The sequence below is a fragment of the Bradyrhizobium sp. Tv2a-2 genome (assembly GCF_000472425.1).
Taxonomy (GTDB): Bacteria; Pseudomonadota; Alphaproteobacteria; order Rhizobiales; family Xanthobacteraceae; genus Bradyrhizobium.
The window spans coordinates 265674-284674 of record NZ_AXAI01000001.1 but is presented as its reverse complement, the minus strand read 5'-3'; the positions used below and the strand labels follow the sequence as shown (position 1 = coordinate 284674).

The following is a 19001-nucleotide window of genomic DNA, read 5'->3' as shown; positions in this document are numbered from 1 at the left end:
ACGTGCCCATTATCCGAGAGTGAGCGATGTGCTGGGCACGGCCCAAGCGCGCCTTTGCCCACCCTACAGAGGCGCGGTAAGCCTACCCGATCTCATGCCGTACCACCGCTGCGGCATCCGCCATCGCCTTCAGCTTGCCGAAGGCGGTGGCGCGAGGCATGTATTTCATGCCGCAATCGGGGGCGAGGACGAGCCGCTCGGCTGCGACATGCTTCAGCCCGTTGCGGATGCGCGTCGCGACTACCTCCGCCGTCTCGATCGCGGGATCGCCGAGGTCGAGCACGCCGAGCATGATCTTCTTGTTGGAGAGATCCTTGAGCACGCCGAGATCGAGTTTCGGCTGAGCGGCCTCGATGGAGATCTGCTGGGCTGACGTGTCGGCGAGCTCGGCGAGGAAGGAATAGCCGGCCGGCTTGCTCGAGCCGGGCACGACCGCCGCATAACCGAAGCAGAGGTGAACGACGGTCGGCACTGTGAGGCCTTCCAGCGCGCGGTTGATGGCCTTCACCGCATAGCGTCGCGCGAGGTCCGGATTGTTGCGCACCCAGGGCTCGTCGAGCTGGATCACGTCGGCGCCGGCCTTTTCCAGCTCATGTGCTTCGGCATTGACGGCTTCCGCCAAGGCCATCGCGAGCTCTTCGTCGTCCTTGTAGAACTCGTTCTTCGCCTGCTGGCTCATGGTGAAGGGGCCGGGCAGGGTGATCTTGGCCGCGCGATCGGTATTACGGCCGAGGAATTCCATGTCGCCCAATTCGACTGGCCGCGTGCGCCTGATCTTGCCGACCACGCGCGGCACGGGTGTCTGCAGGCCTGCGCGCGAGGTGATGATGGCCGGATTGTCCGCATCGACGCCGTCGAGCGCAGTGGCAAAGCGGTTGGAATAGCTTTCGCGGCGGATTTCGCCGTCAGTGACGATGTCGATGCCGGCGCGCTCCATGTCGCGGATAGCGACGATGGTTGCGTCGTTCTGCGCTTCCTCCAGATGCTCCTCCGGCAGCCGCCAAAGCCCGCGCATGCGCGTGCGCGGCACCGATTTCGACAGCATGGCGTGATCGACCAGCCAGTCCGGCTGCGGATAGCTGCCGACCACGGTGGTCGGCAACAGATGGGTCGGCAGGTTCATGGCTGAACTCCCGTTCATTGTTGTTGAGATGCGGTCCAGGCCGCGTGCATTTCGTTCTTGACCGGATTGCGCAAGATGCCGATGCCGGAAATCTCGACCTCGACCACGTCGCCTTCCTTCATCCACAAAGGCGGCGTGCGATAGGCGCCGACTCCGCCCGTCGTTCCCGTGACGATGACGTCGCCGGGCGCGAGTTCGGTGAAGGTCGAGCAATATGCGATCAGCGCCGGCACGTCGAACACGAGATCGGAGATTGGCGCTGCCTGCACCTCGACGCCGTTGAGGCGGGTTGCGATGTTGAGCTTGCTGACGTCAGGGATTTCATCTGTCGTCACCAGCCATGGCCCAAAGGCGCCGGTCCCGATAAAGTTCTTTCCCGGCGCGAATTGCGAGGTGTGCCGCTGCCAGTCGCGGATGCTGCCGTCGTTGTAGCAGGCATAGCCGGCCACATGCGACAGCGCGCGCTCGCGCGGGACGCGGCGGCCGCCCTTGCCGATGACGACCGCCAGCTCGCCCTCGTAGTCGAAGCGCTCGGACTCCAGAGGCCGGATCATCGGCTGGCCACCGCCGACCTGGCTGTTGGCAAAGCGGGTGAAGATCATCGGATGGGCCGGCGTCGGATGGCCGCTTTCGGCGAGATGGGTGGCGTAGTTCACGCCGATGCAAAAGATTTTGTCCGGATCAGGAACGGTCGGCAACAGCTCGATCTCGGTCAGTGCGTAATCGGGACGCTCGTCCCTGAGCGCACGCAGATCGGAGAGTGAACCGTATGCAAGCAGGGTTTTCAGCGTTGGATGGCCGGGCGATCGCCGGCCGACGTCGATTACACCCGCATCGGTGACGATGCCGTAGCTTGTGGTTGAACCTTTGCGGAAACTCGCGATCTTCATGAGGTTGCACTTTCCTGGATGTTGGAAATATAGGCGTCAACGGGCTGCACGATCCGCCCTTCGCGGATCGGCACGCAATCGGGCGGGAAGTCCTGGTGGAAGCGGGCGCCGGCTTTGTCAGCGCGGTCGAGAAAATCCTCCAGATGGTCCATCGCGCCGGTCGGCAGGTCGTGCAGCACCATCAAAGTCCACGCTTGCGTGCGGCATTGGGTGAGCGCGCGCGCGACCCAGCCGTCCGGATCGTCCCAGTCGCGCGGGATCGCGTTCCAGAGCACGCAGGAATAGCGGTTGCGGGTGAGATAACTGACGACCGATGGCTTGAGCAGCCGCGTATCGAGATTTCCGCCGCCGCCGAAGGGACGAAACCAGCGCTTGTCATGCGCAAGCTCGCCGATCAACTCCTGCGTCCGGCCGATCTCGCGCTCGGCCGTGCGCGGATCTTCCTGCTGTCCGAGCGGCAGCGAATGAGTAAAAGTGTGATTGCCGATCCAGTGCCCCTCGTCGCGCGCGCGCGCGGCAAGCCGTCGGCGTTCCGGGTCTGCGAGCTTCTGGCCGATCACGAAGAAGGTGGTCTTGATGTTGCGCTCGCGCAGGATATCGAGCACGCGCGGCGTGACGTCCGGCTCAGGCCCATTGTCGAAAGTGAGCGTCAGGTCGAACACGTCTCGCTCCTTCAGGTCGCCGGCTGGATTGCGCCGGAGATATCGTCGGCGGCAGCCTGTGCGCCGCGCGTGCCGGTCTGCCAGATCGCGCATTTGCGCTCGATCCATCTGATGGCAGCGTTGAAGGCGACCGCCATGGCGAGCACCAGGAGCACGCCGGCAAAGACATGGGGACTGTCGAGAATGGTGCGGTAGCGCGAGATCAGATAGCCGATGCCTGCGGACGAGATCAGCATTTCCGAGACCACGACGCCGACGATCACCAGCGCGCCACCGACGCGCAGGCCCGACAGCACGGTCGGTATAGCCGCCGGCAGGATCACGCGGACAAGACGCTGGCTCAGCGTCGCGCCCATGCTGCGCGCGGCGAGCAACAGTTGCGGATCGATGGTCTGGATGCCCGCGGCGGTCGCGAGCATGGTCGGCAGGAAGCCGTAGATTGAGGCAAACGCAATCTTGGACTCGGGACCGATGCCGAGCCACACGGTGAAGACGGGATAGAGGATCACAAGCGGCACCGCATAAAGGCTCGAGACCATCGGCATGATCAGCACGCGCGGCCGCGGCAGGCTCCCGATCACGGCGCCGAGCAGAATGCCGCCGCCGCAGGCGAATAGCATGGACAGGCCGACCTCATACAGCGTCACCAGCAAAGCCTGGCCGTATTCGCCGGCATCGGCGAAGCCGGCGATCAGCGTCACCGACAGCGGGGGCAGGAACAGCTCGGGGATCAAGCCCGCACGCGGAAGGATCTCCCAAAGCGCGATCAGGATACTCACGATCAGCCATCGCAGCGTGGACGCTTTCATCGTCGCCTCACGCCGATTTGCGGATATGGCGCCAGATGCGGTCGCGCAAGCTGCCGAACACATCGCCGCTCAGCATCTCATAGGTGCGCGGTCGCGGCAGCGAGACCTGCAGATGATCGACGATGCGGCCCGGGCGTGCTGACATCACCACCACCTCGTCGGCGAGATAGACGGCTTCAGTGAGAGAGTGAGTGACGAAGACGATGGTCTTGCCGGTGGCGGCCCAGATCCGCAACAGCTCGTCACCCATGGTCATGCGGGTCTGCTCGTCGAGCGCGGCAAAGGGCTCGTCCATCAACAGCACCGGCGGATCCTGCACGAGGCCACGCGCGATCGAGACGCGCTGCTTCATGCCGCCCGACAGTTCATGCGGATGCCGCTTGCCGAAGCCTTCGAGCCCCACCAGCTTCAGAGCCTCTTCCGCTTTCGCCCTGCGCTCGGCCTTGGCAATGCCGCGCAACGCCAGCGGAAACTCGACATTTTCCTCCGCCGTTAGCCAGGGAAACAGGCTTGCCTCCTGGAACACCACGCCGACCCGGTCGGGATCGGGCTTCGTGATCGGCGTGCCGTTGATCAGGATGCTGCCGGAGGTCGGCTCGCGCAGGCCGGCGAGCATCATCAGAAGCGTCGACTTGCCGCAGCCGCTCGGCCCGACCAGAACGACAAAACGTCCTGGCTTGATCTCGAGCGAGACTTGCGACAGCGCGACGACCTCCGCGCCCGCGGTCCTGAAGACCTGCCCGACGTCCCGGATCTCGATCGCACCGGCGCGCTGTGCGGGCCGAAGCGGCGTCACGTTCGCCAATGGCTGCATCGCGTTTCCACCCATCTGATGATTTCGTTGAAGGCAATGGCGATGGCTGCCACCATCACTACGCCGGCCAGAAGCTGCTTCATCTGAAAATTCTCGCCCCAGCTGGCGATCTGGTGCCCGATGCCGTCGCGCGAGGCATACATCTCGGCCAGAATGACGCCGGTGAGATTGAAGATCATGGAGATGCGCAAGGCTTCCAGGAGCACCGGCAGCATGCTCGGCAGATAGACGCGCCATGCCGTCTGTGCCCGGGTCGCGCCATAGGAGCGGGCAACGGTGAGATATTCGACCCTGACGGATTCCACCGCCGTTGCCGTCGACATGATGACGATGAAGATGGTGGAGAAGAAGCCGAAGCCGACTTTCTGCGAAAAGCCGACGCCGAACACCAGGATGAACATCGGCAAGAAGATCGACTTTGGGATCGAGAAGGCGAAGAACAGCAGCGGCTTCACCACGTCAGCGAAGTAGCGGTTTTCCGCGATCAAAAAACCGATCAGGCCGCCAAAGGGAACGGCGAGCGCGAAGGCGGTGAGCACCTCGGTCGCGGTGACCGCGAGATCGCTGCGCACACTGGAGCGCTGCAGGAGATCGGCGAGCGTGCCAAATGTATCAGACGCCGAGGGCAATAGCCGCGAATTGACGACGCCAAACCGCGACAGCGTCTCCCACAGCGCGAACAATGCGAGCACGATCGCAATTCGTCCGAGCGAGATGGTCCAGCGATCCGACATTCGACGCGCTCTGTTACTTGGTCGGGACCGGCTTGAATTTGGTCGAGATCACATCGTCGGTCGGGACGATGTCCTTCAACCCGCCGAGCTTGGCGAGATCGAGCGAGAGCTGCACGGCGTCGTGCACGTTGGGTGCCGACATGTCGCCGCTGGTCTCGAGCTTCAGGATGGTGTTCTCATATTCCAGCGTGGCGATCTCGGGCGGCATCTCGTAGAGGTCGGCGATCAGCTTGATGGTGACGTCGCGATTGCTGCGCATGAAGGCGACAGCGCCATAGAGTGCGTTCAGCGCCTTCCGCACCACTTCCGGCTTCGCGTCGGCAAACTTGTCGAGCACGATCCAGCCCGCAGTCAGATTGGGCGGCACGGCGGTGGCGTAATCGATAATGGTGCGGGCGTCGCCTGACTTCAGGATCTGGAAGCTGAGCGGCGAATAGACCACGGCGGCATCGATATTGCCGGCCATCAGGTTCGGCACCAGGCCGCCCCCGCCGACGGGCACGCGGGTGAACTCGATTTTCTTGTCCTGCGCGGTCCACAGCGCGAGCAGGTCCGAGCCGGAGCCGGCCGCGGTGATGCCGACCTTCTTGCCGTTGAGGTCCTTGACCTCGAGGGTCGATTTGACCGGCACCATCAATTGCCAGCCAAAATTGCCCATGGTCGCATTGCCGACGATCTTGGACATCACACCCTTCTTGCGGCCGGCCGACACCAGCGACGGCGGATCGAGAATGATGTCGGCGGCGCCCGCCGCCAGCCCCTCGAACGCCTCCGCGCCGGACCGGTAAATCGTCAGCTCGGCGGTAATGCCTTCCTTCTCGAACAGCTTCTGCCGCACCGCCGTCTCGGCAACCGTGGTCGGCCAGAAGGTCTTGGTCGGCAGGCCGACCCGGATCGTCTCCGCGCGGGATGTCGTGGATGCCGCGAGGATGGTGGCTGCGGCGAGTGCCGCGGCCGCAAGCTTGCGAGTGATGTGCATGGTGTTCGTTTCCTCAATCCGGTTCTTGGTTAAGGGGGAGCGTTGCTCCGTTGTGTGAACTCAGCTCACGCCGCTGACCTTGGCGATCTTGGGTGCTGCGAGCTCGACGGAACGCATAGTCGTCGAAAAATGCAGAGCCAACGCCGCAACCGCGGCGTCCGCGTCGCGCTTGAGCACGGCTGCGACGATCGCGGCATGCTCGGCCTCGACATCGCGCGGCTCGCCGTCCTGGCGGCGGATTGCAAGCCTGCGATAGCGCTCGCTCTGTTCATGCAGCACGTCGCGGAAGCCGAGCAGCCAATTCGAGCCACAGGCACTCACCAGCGCGCGGTGGAAGACGCGATGGCGGATCACCCACTCTTCATAGTGGACGGTAGGATCATCAGGGTAACGATAGGGCACGGCCTTCAGCGCCGCGAAAGAGGATTCGACCGACGCAACCCAGTCGGGACCGCCGCGCTCGATCGAGCGGCGCAGGGCGAGGCCTTCGATGTCGATTCGCGTCTGCGTGACATCGGCGAGGTCAGCGAGCGACACCGGGCTCACGCGAAAGCCGCGCTGGTCGGAGGCCTGCACCAGCCCGTCCGCAACCAGCCGCGACAGCGCTTCGCGCACCGCGGCGAGGCTGACGGAAAACTGCTTTGCCAGCCCGGCGATATGCAGCTTCTGGCCGGGGAGGAGTCGCGTCGACAGGATGTCCGCGCGCAGCCGCCCCTGCACCGCCGAGGTCAGGCTCCGCGGCCCTTCGGCCGCACCGTCCGCAAAACTCAATCCGACGCTTGCCATGGGACGCAGGATGACTCGGCATCCGCGCGATCGTCAATCGAAAATCGATTTTTTTTATAGCCAGACATGCAACTTTGATAATGTATACTAAAATGGGGAGATTTGGCCTTTTATTTGCCATGGTTGGCAAAATTGTATACAACATGTGTTCAGAACACAGGAAGGAACCCCATGAGCAGCTGCTTTCCCATGAACGCCTGGTACGCCGCCGCCTGGGACGCGGAGATCAGGCCGGCTCTCCTGCCGCGCACGATCTGCGGCAAGCATGTCGTGATGTATCGCAAGGCCAATGGCGAGGTGACGGCGCTCGAGGATGCCTGCTGGCACCGCCTGGTGCCCTTGTCGAAGGGGCGGCTTGAGGGCGATACCGTGGTCTGCGGCTATCACGGCCTGAAGTACAACGCGCAGGGTCGTTGCACCTTCATGCCCTCGCAGGAGACCATCAATCCCTCGGCCTGTGTGCGCGCCTATCCCGCAGTCGAGCGCCACCGTTTCATCTGGCTCTGGATGGGCGATCCGGCGCTGGCCGATCCAGCGCTCATTCCCGACATGCACTGGAATCACGATCCGGCCTGGGCGGGCGATGGCAAGACCATCCATGTCAAATGCGATTATCGTCTGGTCGTCGACAATCTGATGGATCTCACGCACGAGACCTTCGTGCACGGCTCCAGCATCGGCAACTCCGCAGTCGCGGAAGCGCCGTTCGATGTCACCCATGGCGAGAAGACCGTCACCGTGACGCGCTGGATGGAGGGCATCGAGGCGCCGCCGTTCTGGGCCAGGCAGTTGCAGCAGGACGTCCCGGTCGATCGCTGGCAGATCATCCGGTTTGAGGCGCCCTGTACGGTGAATATCGATGTCGGCGTTGCGCCCGCCGGCAGCGGCGCGCCGCAAGGCGACCGCGCCGCCGGCGTCAACGGTTTTGTGCTCAACACCATCACGCCGGAGACCGCGACGACCTGTCATTATTTCTGGGCCTTCGTGCGCAACTATCGCCTGGGCGAGCAGCGCCTCACCACGGAGATCCGCGACGGCGTCTCGGGCATCTTCCGCGAGGACGAGCTCATTCTGGAAGCGCAGCAGCGCGCGATGGACGAGAATCCCGATCGCGTGTTCTATAACCTCAACATCGACGCCGGCGCGATGTGGGCGCGGCGCCTGATTGATCGCATGATCGCCCTGGAAAACCCGCCTGTCGTGCGCGAGGCCGCGGAGTAGGCCATGGCCGAGCGCGACATGGACCGTTCCGTTTCCCAGACCGTGCGTGCGCAGCTGACGCTGCGCGACATGATCCTCTCGGGCGGCTTGAGGCCGGGCGAGCGCATCTCCGAGCTGCAGGCGGTTGAAACCACCGGCGCGTCGCGCACGCCGGTGCGCATGGCCTTGGTGCGGCTCGAGGAGGAGGGGCTTTTGGAAGCGATCCCCTCCGGCGGCTTCATGGTGAAGGCGTTTTCCGAGCGCGACATCGTGGACGCCATCGAGATGCGCGGCACGCTGGAAGGGCTTGCCGCGCGCTTTGCCGCCGAGCGCGGCGTCTCGGTGCGCGACCTCGAGCCGCTGAAGGAATGCCTCGACGAGATCGATGGTCTGGTGCGCCAGGACCCGATTTCGGTCGATGCGTTTTCGGCCTATGTCGCCCTCAATGCGCGCTTCCATGCGCTGCTCACGGAATTGTCGCGCAGCCCGCCCTTGATCCGGCAGATCGACCGCGCCTCCGCGCTGCCCTTTGCTTCCCCCAGCGGCTTCGTGATGGCGCAATCGGCGCTGCCCGAGGCGCACCAGATTCTCCTGATCGCGCAGGACCAGCACCGCGTCGTGATCGATGCGATCGAGAACCGCGAAGGCGCGCGGGCCGAGGCGATCATGCGCGAGCATGCGCGCCTTGCCGCACGCAATCTGCGGCTCGCGTTGCGCAACAAGACCCATATCGACCTGTTGCCGGGCCTCGCCTTGATCAAGACGGTCGCGGACTAGGAGGATGCTCGCATGCGCTTCATCGAGACCTGGACGCAGGCAACGCTCGTCGCGACGCGCGACCTCACGCCGTCCATTCGCGAGTTCCTGCTGCGGCCGGAACATTTCGCTGGTGCCGCCTACCTGGTCGGCAGCCATATCCAGGTGGCGGTGACCATCGACGGCCGCCCCGAGACGCGGTCCTATTCGCTGATCGGCGAATGCGGCGCGGATGGCTATCGGATCGCCGTCCGGCGTGCGGAGGATTCGCGCGGCGGCTCGCGCTACATGTGGTCGCTTGCGCCGGGCGCGCGGCTGGCCATCACGCTGCCGTCGTCGCTGCTGTCGATCGACTGGACGCGCCGGCATTATTGCCTGGTCGCCGGTGGCATCGGCATCACGCCGATCATCGGCGCCGCGCAAGCGCTCGCCCGCCGCGATGCCGCCTTCACGCTGCATTATGCCGTGCGGTCGCGCGCGGATGCCGCCTATGTTGATCTGCTCGCGGGCCTGCTTGGCGATCGTCTGAAAGTCCATGCGGGCGACGAAGGTCATCGCCTCGATCTTGATGCGGTCTTTGGCTCGCTGCCCGAGAACACCATGACGTTGTTCTGTGGCCCGATGCGGATGCTGGATGCCGCGCGCCATGCCTGGACCGCGGCCAGCCGTCCGCTCGCCGACCTGCGCTACGAGACTTTCGGTTCGAGCGGATTGCTGCCAACGGACTCGTTTCGCGTGCGACTCAAGGACGAGAACGTCGAGATCGTGGTCCCGCGCGACCGCTCCATGCTGGATGCGCTCAACGACGCCGGCTTCGAGGTGATGTCCGATTGCCGCCGCGGCGAGTGCGGCGTGTGCGCCATCGACCTCGTTGCAAGCGACGGCGAGATTGACCACCGCGATGTCTTCTTCAGCGAGCACCAGAAGCGCGAAGGGCGCAAGATCTGTCCCTGCGTGTCCCGCGCGCGCGGCACCATCACTGTCGACATGCTGCACCGGCCCGACGTGATCTGAGGCTGCGCGGCAGGTCAGCACGCGCTGCCAGCGCAACCTACGGCCGACCTTTTAGCAATTGACCCTGCGGGATGCCCCCGCTACCTCTTTTTGCCTTCACTTCTCTCAGTCGGAGCGGTGAAGCGAGGTGTGCGGGAGAGACAATGAACAACAATAACGAAACGCCTGAATTCGACTACATTATCGTCGGCGCCGGCTCTGCCGGTTGCGTGCTCGCCAACCGGCTGTCGGCCGACGGCAAGCACAAGGTGCTGCTCCTGGAGGCGGGGCCGAAGGACAAGAATATCTGGATCCACGTGCCGCTCGGCTACGGCAAGCTGTTCAAGGAAAAGACCGTCAACTGGATGTACCAGACTGAGCCCGAACCGGGTCTCAACGGTCGGCAGGTGTTTCAGCCGCGCGGCAAGGTCCTGGGCGGTTCCAGCTCGATCAACGGCCTGCTTTATGTGCGCGGCCAGCACGAGGACTATGATCGCTGGCGCCAGCTCGGCAATACCGGCTGGGGCTTTGACGACGTGCTGCCTTACTTCAAGAAGGCGGAAGACCAGTGCCGCGGCGGCGATGAATATCACGGCGCCGGAGGCCCGCTGCCGGTGTCCGACTGGCGGCACGACGACCCGCTGTCGGAGGCTTTCGTCAAGGCCGCCGTCGAGGCTGGCCTGCCCTATAATCCTGATTTCAACGGCGCGACCCAGGAAGGCGCCGGCTTTTTCCAGACCACGACACGCGGCGGCCGGCGCGCCTCGACCGCAGTCGCTTACCTGCGCCCCGCGCTTGCCCGCGGCAATCTCAAGGTTGAGACCTCGGCGCTGGGCCAGCGGGTGCTGTTCGAAGGACGCCGCGCGGTCGGCGTCGAATATCGGCAGGAAGGCGTTTTGCGCAAAGCGCTTGCGCGCAAGGAGGTGCTGCTGGCCAGCGGCGCCTACAATTCGCCGCAGCTGTTGCAGCTCTCGGGCGTCGGACCGGCTGATCTCCTGAAGCAGCACGGCATCGACGTCGTGCTCGATGCGCCCGGTGTCGGCAATGACCTGCAGGACCACATGCAGGTGCGCATCGTGGTCCGCTGCGCACAGAAGGTCACGCTCAACGATGTCGTCAACAGCCCGCTGCGCCGCGTCTGGGCCGGCGTGCAATATGCGGCCTCGCGCAAGGGCGCGCTGACCATTGCCGCCGGCACGTCGGGCGCCTTCTTCAAGACGAGCCCTCGGCTTGCGAGCCCGGATATCCAGATCCACTTCATCCCGTTCTCGACCGACAAGATGGGCGAGAAGCTGCATGATTTTTCCGGCTTCACCGCCCATGTCTGCCAGTTGCGCCCGGAAAGCCGCGGCTGGCTGCGTATCAGGAGCGCCGATCCGTCCGCGCCGCCGAAGATTCATATCAATTACCTGGCGACCGAGACCGACCGGCGGGCTTTCGTCGACGGCCTCAAGACCTTGCGCAAGATCCTGGCCGCACCCGCGCTGAAGCCTTACAGTGCCGGCGAGATCCACCCCGGATCCAGCGTCACCAGCGACGACGACCTGCTCGAATTCTGCCGCCAGAACGGCTCGACCGTCTATCACCCGACCTCGACCTGCCGAATGGGCAACGATCCGCTCGCGGTGGTCGACCAGCGCCTGAAACTGCGCGGGATCGAGGCCTTGCGCGTGGTCGATGCCTCGATCATGCCCGACCTCGTATCCGGCAATACCAACGCGCCCACCATCATGATTGCGGAGAAGGCCTCTGATATGATCCTGCAGGACGCACGATGATCGAGAGGCTTTCTTAGTGGCACCATTCCGGATCGGCACACGCAAGAGCGCGATGGCGCTGGCGCAGACGGAGGAGATCGCGCGAAGGCTCCGCGCCTCCGTGCCCGGCCTCGACGTCGAAATCGTCAAGTTCGACACCACCGGCGATATCGACCAGACCGGCAAGCTGTTGCCCCATGGCGGCAAGGGCGGCGCCTTCGTGGCGCAGATCCGCGCCGCGGTTATCAGCGGCGAATTGCAGGCGGCGATGCATTCGCTCAAGGACATGCCGGGCAATGAGGATACGCCAGCGCTCGTGATCGGCGCGACGCTGTCGCGCGATCCGCCCGGCGACGTGCTGGTGCTGCGGCCTGGCCTCGCGGTCGAAGCGCTTCGCGATAGCCGTGGCAAGGGTTTCAAGATCGGCACCAATGCGGTGCGGCGCGCGGCCTATGCGCGGCGGCTGTTTCCCGATGTCGAAGTCATCCATTTCCGCGGCGCGGCCGACACCCGCGTGCGCAAGCTCGATCACGGCGACAAGCAGCGGCTGCCCGATGGCGGCGCGGTGGGGCCCGCTGATGCGCTCATCATGGCGCGCTCGGGCCTCGAACGTGTCGGTCTCGCCGATCGCATCGCTTACGAGTTTCCGATCGCGCAGATGCTGCCGGCGGTGGGGCAGGGCATTGTCGCTGTGGAGTGCGCGAGCGCCGATTGGAACACGCGGCGGCTGCTTGCCCATATCGATGACGTGAACGCGCATGCCTGTGCCGATGCCGAACGCGAGGTGCTGTGGGTGCTCAATGGCCACTGCAATTCGCCAATCGCGGGATTTGCCGAGATCCATGGCGCGGAGATGTCGCTGCGTGCGTCGGTACTGGATTTGAGCGGCGGCACCATCCTCGAGGCCGCCCGCTCCGGCCCCGCCGATCGCCCGCGCGAACTCGGCCGCGCGGTAGCCTTCGAACTGCTCGCAAAGGGCGCTGCCGACATCATCGAGCGCAGCCGTCCGGTGTGAGTTATCCCCCGAACGCTCTTACCCGCTTCACCATCTGCTCGACATGCGCGATCGGGGTTTCCGGCTGGATGCCGTGGCCGAGATTGAAGATCAGCCGGCCGCTTGCGTAGTTGGCCAGCACCTCGTCGATTGCGGCATCGAGCGCTGATCCGCCTGCGATCAGCGCCAGCGGATCGAGATTGCCCTGGACTGCGACCTTGCTCTGCACGTCGCGTCGGATCAATTCAGGTTCGGCCGCCCAGTCGATGCTGACCGCGTCCACGCCGGTTGCAGCGACATACGCCGGCAGCAGTGCGCCGGCGCCACGAGGGAAGCCAATGATCTTTGCACCGGGCCTTTGCTTGCGCACGCCCTCGACAATGCGGCGGGTTGGCTCGATCGACCAGCGCTGGAATTCGCGCACCGGGAGCACCCCGGCCCAGGTATCGAATATCTGCAAAGCATCGGCGCCGGCATCGAGCTGGCCGATCAGATAGCGAACGGAGTTCTCGACCAGCGTGTCGATGATTTTTGCAAAGGTCTGCGGATGGCGATAGGCGAGAAGCCGGGCCGGTGCCTGGTCCGGCGTGCCGTGGCCAGCGACCATATAGGTCGCAACCGTCCAGGGCGCGCCGCAGAAGCCGATCAGCGCGATCTCGGGCGCGAGTGCGGCACGCACGCGACGCAGCGCCTCGAACACCGGTTCCAGCTGTCTGAAATCCGCGTCCTGCTTCAACTCCGCGATCCCTTCGGGCGTATCCAGCGGGTCGAGCCGCGGGCCTTCGCCGGCCTCGAAAGCGACATTGCGGCCGAGCGCGTAGGGGATGACCAGAATGTCGGAAAAGATGATCGCGGCGTCAAACTCGAAGCGGCGGATCGGCTGCAGCGTCACTTCGGCGGCTAGTTCCGGCGTGAAGCACATATTGAGAAAGCCGCCGGCCTTGGCGCGTACCTCGCGATATTCGGGCAGATAGCGACCGGCTTGCCGCATCATCCAGAGCGGCGGAACCGTGCGGCGGGTGCCGGCGAGCACATCGAGAAAGGGCTTGGTGTCGAGGTTCGGGGTCAAGCGCAGGCTCCGCAAGCATAATCGGATGGGGCGATCCCCCTGATACACTGCGGACGCCCGCTTGGCCAAGCCGCGTCCCGAGCCGCGTCCCAAGCCGTGGCGGCAGCCACTAGGCGGCTTGATCGTTTGGACCGCGCGAAGAAGTCCTCCCAGCCCAGTCCTTGGTCTGCCGGGTATTGCAAATGATGACAAAATTACCGTGGCGGAACAGTGCCGCGCGAGGGCGGGAACAGCGACAAGGCCGGTGCGTTGGACAGTCATGATGGAGGACTGCCATGACTCAGAAGAACGTGGTTCGGAAGGACGTGGCTAAGACATTCGATCCCGCGCCGCACGACAGTCTTGCCGCTGATGCACGCGAAGAACGCCGTCTTGACCAGGAGCTTCATGCGAAACTTGAGACCGGGCTAGTCGACACGTTTCCGGCATCAGATCCCGTGAGCGCCACGCAGCCGGCGCCGACCCGGCATGATGGTCATCCCGATCGCAAAAAGGAGAAGCAGGAAGCCGAGGGCGCCGCGCCCTCGTTGCTGGATCGCGTCCGCGCGATCTTTCAATAAGGGCCCGCGTCGGCCCTGCTGTGGCAACGGGCCTAACCATCCGTTCGCCACGCTTCTCATTGTGGCTCCGCAGATTTCCGGAATTCCCGGCAGATTGAAACAAATTGCGGCTTTCGCTTCAGGTATCGATAAGGCGAGCGTTGACGCTGCTTCCGGCCGCGTGGGGGGTGAGTTCTTGAGTCATCAGGTTTGAGTTGGCGAGGCATGCACTCCGTCGCGATCGCGGATCTCGCATGCGCAACAACCCGATCCGGGCATCATGTCGCAGACCCCGGTTGGCCGCCCGCCTGTATGTTAGCATTGAAAAACTCGATCGGGGGGCACGAATGAGGCGACGCGAATTTGTGGCCTTTGTTGTCGCTGGCGTAGTGGCGTCGTGGCCGTTTGTGGGGCGCGCCCAGCAGATCGTGCCTGTGATCGGCTTCCTCAATATCGCAACGCAGGAAGGTTATGCATCCAATCTCGCGGCGTTCCACGAGGGTCTCAAGGAAAGCGGCTACCAGGAGGGCAAGAACGTCTCAATCGAGTACCGCTGGGCTGATGGTCGTTACGATCGTCTCCCGGAATTGGCCGCCGATCTCGTGAAGCGGCGGGTTGCGGTGATCGTCGCGAACACGCCGGCCAACCTTGCCGCAAAGAAGGCGACCGACACCGTACCGATCATTTTTACAACCGCGTCCGACCCAGTGCAGATCGGTCTGGTTTCGAACTTGAACCGGCCCGGTGGCAACGTCACCGGCGTGACACAGCTCGATGCTGCGCTGGGTCCGAAGCGCCTGGAGCTGGCGCACGAGCTCATGCCCGCCGCATCATCGATCGCTCTGCTCCTCAACACAGGCGACCCGATCCGGGCCGATAGCTTGCTGAAGGAGGCGCAAGAAGCCGCGACACGCATGCAACTCGAGCTTCACGCGCGGCACGTGCATGCCGATCCGGAGATAGAGACCGCATTTGCAGAATTTGCCCAATCAAAGGAACGGGTGCTCGTGATCGGCGCCGATGCCTTTTTCAACTCGCGAAGCAAGCTGCTTGCCGAGCTTTGCCAACGCTACGCCCTGCCGGCCATTTTCGAACACAACGAATTTACGGACGCCGGCGGACTGATGAGCTACAGCGGCAACATCAGAGATTCCTATCGTTGGGCCGGCATCTATGCCGGTCGCATCCTCACGGGCGCCAAGCCGGCGGACCTGCCGGTGCAGCAGTCCACCACTGTCGAACTGATCGTGAACCTCAAGGCCGCCAAGTCCCTCGGCATCACCGTGCCGCTATCGCTGCTCGGCCGCGCCGACAAGATCATCGAATAGCCTCGGACCGCCATGGTCCCTAATAATGCGGCGGGGGTTCGTTGGCGGGCCGCGGCAGGCCGGCTTCAGCCTCCTGCAGCCGCTCGCTCAAATTGGCGATCTTGCGCTTGAGTGCGTCGATCTCGCGCCACTGCGTGGTGACGGTCTCGTTCAGCGTCTCGATGGTCGCGTCCTGGAACATCAGGCGTGCCTCAAGTGTTTCGATCCTCGCTTCCAGTGACGCCTCACTCATGAATGGCCTGCTTTGCTGCAGCCTGTGCGGGCGGGTGTTCCTTCAGCCCATGGCCGAGCGACACGCGTTCGTCGAATACAAAGCACGTGCCGCGCCAGCGGCTGTCGGCTTCGTCGATCTCTTCGAGATATTTCAGGATGCCGCCCTTCAGATGATAGACCTCGGCGAAGCCGCGGGCGAGCAGGTGGCTGGTTGCCTTCTCGCAGCGGATGCCGCCGGTGCAGAACATCGCGATCCTGCGATGCTTTACCGGATCGAGCTTGGCCGCGACAAAATCCTTGAACTGGCCGAAGCTTGCGATCTTGGGATCGATCGCGCCTTCGAACGTGCCCATCTCGACCTCGAAGGTATTGCGGGTGTCGATCACAAGCGTGTCCTCGGCCGCGATCAAGGCGTTCCATTCGGCGGGCTCGACATAGATGCCGACCTGTCTCGTGGGATCGGCCGCCTCATCGCCAAGCGTGACGATCTCCTTCTTCAGCCGGATCCTGAGCCGGCCGAACGGCATGGCTTGCGCAGTTGAGAATTTCAGTTCGAGGCGGCCGAGCCGGCCGCCGAATAGCGCGCCGTGCCTGAGCTCCGCGATCAGCGCATCGATGTCGTCAGCATGTCCGGCCAGCGTGCCGTTGATCCCCTCGGCGGCGAGCAGGACGCTGCCCTTCAACCTGAGGTCGGCACAGCGCGCGCGCAGAGGCTCGCGCAGGGCGCGGAAATCGGCAAGATCAGTGAATTGATAGAAGGCGGCGACCTTGTAAGTCATGCCTGCCGGTTTAGCAGGCAGGCCAATGTGGCTCAATTGGCCGTGACCGCTCCCGTGCAGGAGCGGCATGGCGCCTATTCTCTGGCATACCAGCCATTGCCGGCGCCCGCATGAATATGTCATGAAAGCGGGTCGCCCCTGAAATTGTCGTCAAACCCTATCAATGTGAGCCTTTGTCTTATGAGGAATTTCCATCTCGCCGGCCGCTCCACGGTTCATGCCCAGAACGGCATGGTCGCCACGTCGCACCCCCAGGCGGCGCTTGTGGCAGTCGAGGTGCTGAAAGCCGGCGGGACTGCGGCGGATGCGGCGGTCGCCGCTTGTGCGCTGCTCGGGGTGATCGAGCCGCAATCCACCGGCATCGGCGGCGATTGCTTTGCGCTGATCCAGCCGCGCGGCGAGGGCAAGATCACCGCCTATAACGGCTCCGGCCGCGCGCCGATGGCGGCGAATGCCGAATGGTACCTGGAGCGTGGCATCCGCTCTGTGCCGCTGACTTCGGCGCATGCAGTCAGCATTCCCGGTGCGATCGACGCGTGGGAGACCATCCTGCGCGACCACGGCAAGTTCGGGCTCGATCGCCTGCTGCAGCCGGCGATCCAGGCAGCCGAAGAGGGCTATGTGGTTGCGCCCCGCATCGCCTTCGACTGGAAGAACCAGTTCGAGAAGCTGAAGCAGGGCACCAATACCGGGCGTTATCTGCTGCCGCATGGCAAGGCCGCGGTCGCCGGCGATGTCATCCGCCAACCGGAACTCGGTAAGACGCTGCGTGCGATCGCCGCCAAGGGCCGTAACGCGTTCTACAGCGGCGAGATTGCCGCAGACATGGTGGATACGCTGCGCTCCATCGGCGGCCTGCACACGCTCGAGGATTTTGCGGCGCATACGACCGAAGTGACCTCGCCGATTGGCACCATGTACAAGGGTCTCGACGTCTGGCAGTGCCCGCCCAACGGCCCGGGCATCACCATGCTGCTGATGCTCAACATCCTCTCCCGCTTCGACCTGACGAAGTTTGCGCCGCTGAGCATCGAGCGTTTCCATCTCGAGGCCGAAGCCGCGCGCATCGCCTACATGATGCGCGAGGAGCACGTCGGCGATCCCGATCACATGAAGATCGACGTGGCGAAGATTTTAGCCAGGGATTTCGCCGACGAGTACATCAAGAACATCCGCATGGACGCTGTGCTCGAGCTGCCCAACGTGGCGCCGCCGATGAATCCCAACACCGTCTACATCACGGTGGTCGACAAGGACCGCAACGCCTGCTCCTTCATTAATTCCATCGCGCACGCCTTCGGCTCGGCGATCGTCTCCAACAAGACCGGTATCCTCTTGCAGAATCGCGCTGGCGGCTTCCGCATCCAGCCCGGCCACCCCAATTGCATCGCGCCCGGCAAGCGTCCGCTGCACACGATCATCCCGAGTCTTGTGACAAAGAACGGCCGCGCCGTGATGCCGTTCGGCGTGATGGGCGGGCAATATCAGCCGGTCGGGCAGACCCATGTTCTGACCAACATGCTCGATTATGGCTGCGATGTGCAGGAGGCGATCGATATGCCGCGCGGCCTGCACTACGAGGGCGTCTACCAGCTCGAGGACGGCGTTCCGGCCGCGGTGGTCGAGGGCCTCAAGAAAATCGGCCATAAGACGACGAGCCTGGTCGCGCCGCTCGGCGGTGGACAGGCGATCTGGATCGACTGGGAGAAGGGCACCCTGACCGGCGGTTCCGATCCGCGCAAGGATGGCTGCGCGCTCGGTTATTGATCAAGAGATCGCGCTGTAACCAGGGTAGTCATGGCGCTTTCGTTGCGCTAAACAGCCTCGCGTTTGACAAAGGCGAGGTGGTTTGAGATGCGGAGTGTGAGGATTTTCGTCGTTTCGGCCATGGCCCTGATCGCCATGCTGTTCATTCCCGCCGTCGCTTCCGCCCAGAACACAGGAAAAGCCGTGACCACAGCATCGGGCCTGCAGATCATCGACACCACGGTCGGCACTGGCGCTTCGCCGAAGCCCGGCCAGACTTGCGTGATGCACTACACCGGCTGGCTTTACGAGAACGGCCAGAAGGGGAAGAAATTCGACTCCTCGGTCGACCGCAACGAGCCGTTCGAGTTTCCGATCGGCCAGCACCGCGTGATTGCCGGCTGGGACGAGGGTGTCGCCACCATGAAGGTGGGCGGCAAGCGGACGCTGATTATCCCGCCCCCGCTCGGCTATGGCGCGCGCGGCGCCGGCGGCGTCATCCCGCCGAACGCGACGCTGATCTTTGATGTTGAATTGCTGTCGGTGAAATAAACCACGAAAGCAAGAAGCCGGCCTCGCGGCCGGCTCCTCTGCATTTTCGGGTACACAGATCAATCCGCGGCGCGTTTCCCTGCTGCGGCGGCGCGGTCCATCGCCTCCTTGGCGGCGTCCTTGGCGTCACCCATGGCCTTCTGGCCCTTGCCCTCCTGGATGGCACCTTCGCCCTGCAGCTTCTCGGAACCGGTGGCCTCGCCAACGCCTTGCTTAGCCCTGCCGATGGCCTCGTTGGCCGTGCCTTTGATCTTGTCGGGGGTGCTGCTCATCACATT

At 64.0% G+C, this 19001-nt stretch carries 21 protein-coding genes; 9 read left to right on the top strand and 12 right to left on the bottom strand.

The annotated features are described in order from the left end of the window. Nucleotides 1-82: 82 nt before the first annotated feature. The 8 genes from A3AI_RS0101360 to A3AI_RS0101325 are packed head-to-tail and all read right to left on the bottom strand — an operon-like array spanning nt 83 to nt 6797. Complete coding sequence (locus A3AI_RS0101360) at nt 83-1123, bottom strand: uroporphyrinogen decarboxylase family protein (protein WP_198030043.1); 1041 nt, start codon at nt 1121-1123, stop codon at nt 83-85. Nucleotides 1124-1137: 14 nt separating this feature from the next. Continuing rightward, entirely contained in the window at nt 1138-2013 is an 876-nt protein-coding gene (locus tag A3AI_RS0101355) for a fumarylacetoacetate hydrolase family protein (RefSeq protein WP_024513843.1), read from the bottom strand. Beyond that, complete coding sequence (locus A3AI_RS0101350) at nt 2010-2675, bottom strand: polysaccharide deacetylase family protein (RefSeq protein ID WP_024513842.1); 666 nt, start codon at nt 2673-2675, stop codon at nt 2010-2012. The genes A3AI_RS0101355 and A3AI_RS0101350 overlap by 4 nt, the downstream gene beginning before the upstream one ends. An 11-nt stretch (nt 2676-2686) precedes the next feature. Continuing rightward, nucleotides 2687-3484, bottom strand: a complete 798-nt coding sequence (locus tag A3AI_RS0101345) for an ABC transporter permease (protein ID WP_024513841.1) — start codon at nt 3482-3484, stop codon at nt 2687-2689. 7 nt (nt 3485-3491) lie between these two features. Continuing rightward, complete coding sequence (locus A3AI_RS0101340) at nt 3492-4298, bottom strand: ABC transporter ATP-binding protein (RefSeq protein WP_245286802.1); 807 nt, start codon at nt 4296-4298, stop codon at nt 3492-3494. Further along, entirely contained in the window at nt 4277-5032 is a 756-nt protein-coding gene (locus tag A3AI_RS0101335; protein ID WP_024513839.1) for an ABC transporter permease, read from the bottom strand. The genes A3AI_RS0101340 and A3AI_RS0101335 overlap by 22 nt, the downstream gene beginning before the upstream one ends. 13 nt (nt 5033-5045) lie before the next feature. After that, complete coding sequence (locus A3AI_RS0101330; RefSeq protein ID WP_024513838.1) at nt 5046-6011, bottom strand: ABC transporter substrate-binding protein; 966 nt, start codon at nt 6009-6011, stop codon at nt 5046-5048. A 60-nt stretch (nt 6012-6071) separates the two neighbouring features. Beyond that, nucleotides 6072-6797 (bottom strand): GntR family transcriptional regulator, encoded by a 726-nt coding sequence (locus tag A3AI_RS0101325; RefSeq protein WP_024513837.1) that lies wholly within the window; start codon nt 6795-6797, stop codon nt 6072-6074. Nucleotides 6798-6968: 171 nt separating this feature from the next. Between A3AI_RS0101325 and A3AI_RS0101320 the strand changes: the two genes are divergently transcribed. The 5 genes from A3AI_RS0101320 to hemC all read left to right on the top strand — a co-directional run bounded on the left by A3AI_RS0101320 (nt 6969) and on the right by hemC (nt 12518). Further along, nucleotides 6969-8018 (top strand): aromatic ring-hydroxylating dioxygenase subunit alpha, encoded by a 1050-nt coding sequence (locus tag A3AI_RS0101320; RefSeq protein WP_024513836.1) that lies wholly within the window; start codon nt 6969-6971, stop codon nt 8016-8018. Between the two features lie 3 nt (nt 8019-8021). Then, on the top strand, nt 8022-8774 hold the full coding sequence (locus A3AI_RS0101315; RefSeq protein ID WP_024513835.1) for a GntR family transcriptional regulator: 753 nt from the start codon (nt 8022-8024) through the stop codon (nt 8772-8774). Nucleotides 8775-8786: 12 nt separating this feature from the next. Continuing rightward, nucleotides 8787-9767 carry a PDR/VanB family oxidoreductase gene (locus tag A3AI_RS0101310; protein WP_024513834.1) on the top strand — a complete coding sequence of 327 codons (981 nt, stop codon included), beginning with the start codon at nt 8787-8789 and terminating at the stop codon, nt 9765-9767. 143 nt (nt 9768-9910) lie between these two features. Next, a complete protein-coding gene (locus A3AI_RS0101305) occupies nt 9911-11524 on the top strand; it encodes a GMC family oxidoreductase (RefSeq protein ID WP_024513833.1) in 1614 nt (537 codons plus the stop codon). 16 nt (nt 11525-11540) lie between these two features. Continuing rightward, on the top strand, nt 11541-12518 hold the full coding sequence (hemC, locus tag A3AI_RS0101300; protein ID WP_036047255.1) for a hydroxymethylbilane synthase: 978 nt from the start codon (nt 11541-11543) through the stop codon (nt 12516-12518). Nucleotide 12519: 1 nt separating this feature from the next. Here the strand turns inward: hemC and hemE are convergent, their stop codons facing one another. After that, complete coding sequence (gene hemE / locus A3AI_RS0101295) at nt 12520-13566, bottom strand: uroporphyrinogen decarboxylase (protein ID WP_024513831.1); 1047 nt, start codon at nt 13564-13566, stop codon at nt 12520-12522. Nucleotides 13567-13871: 305 nt separating this feature from the next. Here hemE and A3AI_RS0101290 point away from each other — a divergent pair, with 305 nt between their 5' ends. Both A3AI_RS0101290 and A3AI_RS0101285 read left to right on the top strand, forming a co-directional pair. Then, the gene (locus A3AI_RS0101290; protein WP_024513830.1) at nt 13872-14126 is read left to right on the top strand and encodes a hypothetical protein; all 255 of its coding nucleotides are present in this window, start codon (nt 13872-13874) and stop codon (nt 14124-14126) included. Between the two features lie 275 nt (nt 14127-14401). Then, nucleotides 14402-15433 carry an ABC transporter substrate-binding protein gene (locus tag A3AI_RS0101285; protein ID WP_245286801.1) on the top strand — a complete coding sequence of 344 codons (1032 nt, stop codon included), beginning with the start codon at nt 14402-14404 and terminating at the stop codon, nt 15431-15433. A gap of 19 nt (nt 15434-15452) precedes the next feature. On the opposite strand, the gene A3AI_RS0101280 is transcribed toward A3AI_RS0101285, so the two are convergent. Together A3AI_RS0101280 and trhO are read right to left on the bottom strand one after the other, a co-directional pair. Then, nucleotides 15453-15665: a SlyX family protein gene (locus A3AI_RS0101280; RefSeq protein WP_024513828.1), complete on the bottom strand. Its 213-nt coding sequence runs from the start codon at nt 15663-15665 to the stop codon at nt 15453-15455. Beyond that, a complete protein-coding gene (gene trhO / locus A3AI_RS0101275) occupies nt 15658-16425 on the bottom strand; it encodes an oxygen-dependent tRNA uridine(34) hydroxylase TrhO (RefSeq protein ID WP_024513827.1) in 768 nt (255 codons plus the stop codon). The genes A3AI_RS0101280 and trhO overlap by 8 nt, the downstream gene beginning before the upstream one ends. Nucleotides 16426-16605: 180 nt before the next feature. Here trhO and ggt point away from each other — a divergent pair, with 180 nt between their 5' ends. Further along, nucleotides 16606-18192, top strand: a complete 1587-nt coding sequence (ggt, locus tag A3AI_RS0101270) for a gamma-glutamyltransferase (protein WP_024513826.1) — start codon at nt 16606-16608, stop codon at nt 18190-18192. An 87-nt stretch (nt 18193-18279) separates the two neighbouring features. Beyond that, nucleotides 18280-18723 carry an FKBP-type peptidyl-prolyl cis-trans isomerase gene (locus A3AI_RS0101265; RefSeq protein ID WP_502685720.1) on the top strand — a complete coding sequence of 148 codons (444 nt, stop codon included), beginning with the start codon at nt 18280-18282 and terminating at the stop codon, nt 18721-18723. Nucleotides 18724-18782: 59 nt separating this feature from the next. Here A3AI_RS0101265 and A3AI_RS0101260 read toward each other — a convergent pair whose 3' ends face one another. After that, complete coding sequence (locus tag A3AI_RS0101260) at nt 18783-18995, bottom strand: CsbD family protein (protein WP_024513824.1); 213 nt, start codon at nt 18993-18995, stop codon at nt 18783-18785. Between the last annotated feature and the right edge of the window lie 6 nt (nt 18996-19001).

Bases quoted from the DNA above. Each gene is read 5' to 3' on its own strand.
- A3AI_RS0101360 (WP_198030043.1), bottom strand. From the start codon at position 1,123: ATGAACCTGCCGACCCATCTGTTGCCGACCACCGTGGTCGGCAGCTAT.
- A3AI_RS0101355 (WP_024513843.1), bottom strand. From the start codon at position 2,013: ATGAAGATCGCGAGTTTCCGCAAAGGTTCAACCACAAGCTACGGCATC.
- A3AI_RS0101345 (WP_024513841.1), bottom strand. From the start codon at position 3,484: ATGAAAGCGTCCACGCTGCGATGGCTGATCGTGAGTATCCTGATCGCG.
- A3AI_RS0101340 (WP_245286802.1), bottom strand. From the start codon at position 4,298: ATGCAGCCATTGGCGAACGTGACGCCGCTTCGGCCCGCACAGCGCGCC.
- A3AI_RS0101335 (WP_024513839.1), bottom strand. From the start codon at position 5,032: ATGTCGGATCGCTGGACCATCTCGCTCGGACGAATTGCGATCGTGCTC.
- A3AI_RS0101330 (WP_024513838.1), bottom strand. From the start codon at position 6,011: ATGCACATCACTCGCAAGCTTGCGGCCGCGGCACTCGCCGCAGCCACC.
- A3AI_RS0101325 (WP_024513837.1), bottom strand. From the start codon at position 6,797: ATGGCAAGCGTCGGATTGAGTTTTGCGGACGGTGCGGCCGAAGGGCCG.
- A3AI_RS0101320 (WP_024513836.1), top strand. From the start codon at position 6,969: ATGAGCAGCTGCTTTCCCATGAACGCCTGGTACGCCGCCGCCTGGGAC.
- A3AI_RS0101315 (WP_024513835.1), top strand. From the start codon at position 8,022: ATGGCCGAGCGCGACATGGACCGTTCCGTTTCCCAGACCGTGCGTGCG.
- A3AI_RS0101310 (WP_024513834.1), top strand. From the start codon at position 8,787: ATGCGCTTCATCGAGACCTGGACGCAGGCAACGCTCGTCGCGACGCGC.
- A3AI_RS0101305 (WP_024513833.1), top strand. From the start codon at position 9,911: ATGAACAACAATAACGAAACGCCTGAATTCGACTACATTATCGTCGGC.
- A3AI_RS0101280 (WP_024513828.1), bottom strand. From the start codon at position 15,665: ATGAGTGAGGCGTCACTGGAAGCGAGGATCGAAACACTTGAGGCACGC.
- trhO (WP_024513827.1), bottom strand. From the start codon at position 16,425: ATGACTTACAAGGTCGCCGCCTTCTATCAATTCACTGATCTTGCCGAT.
- ggt (WP_024513826.1), top strand. From the start codon at position 16,606: ATGAGGAATTTCCATCTCGCCGGCCGCTCCACGGTTCATGCCCAGAAC.
- A3AI_RS0101265 (WP_502685720.1), top strand. From the start codon at position 18,280: ATGCGGAGTGTGAGGATTTTCGTCGTTTCGGCCATGGCCCTGATCGCC.
- A3AI_RS0101260 (WP_024513824.1), bottom strand. From the start codon at position 18,995: ATGAGCAGCACCCCCGACAAGATCAAAGGCACGGCCAACGAGGCCATC.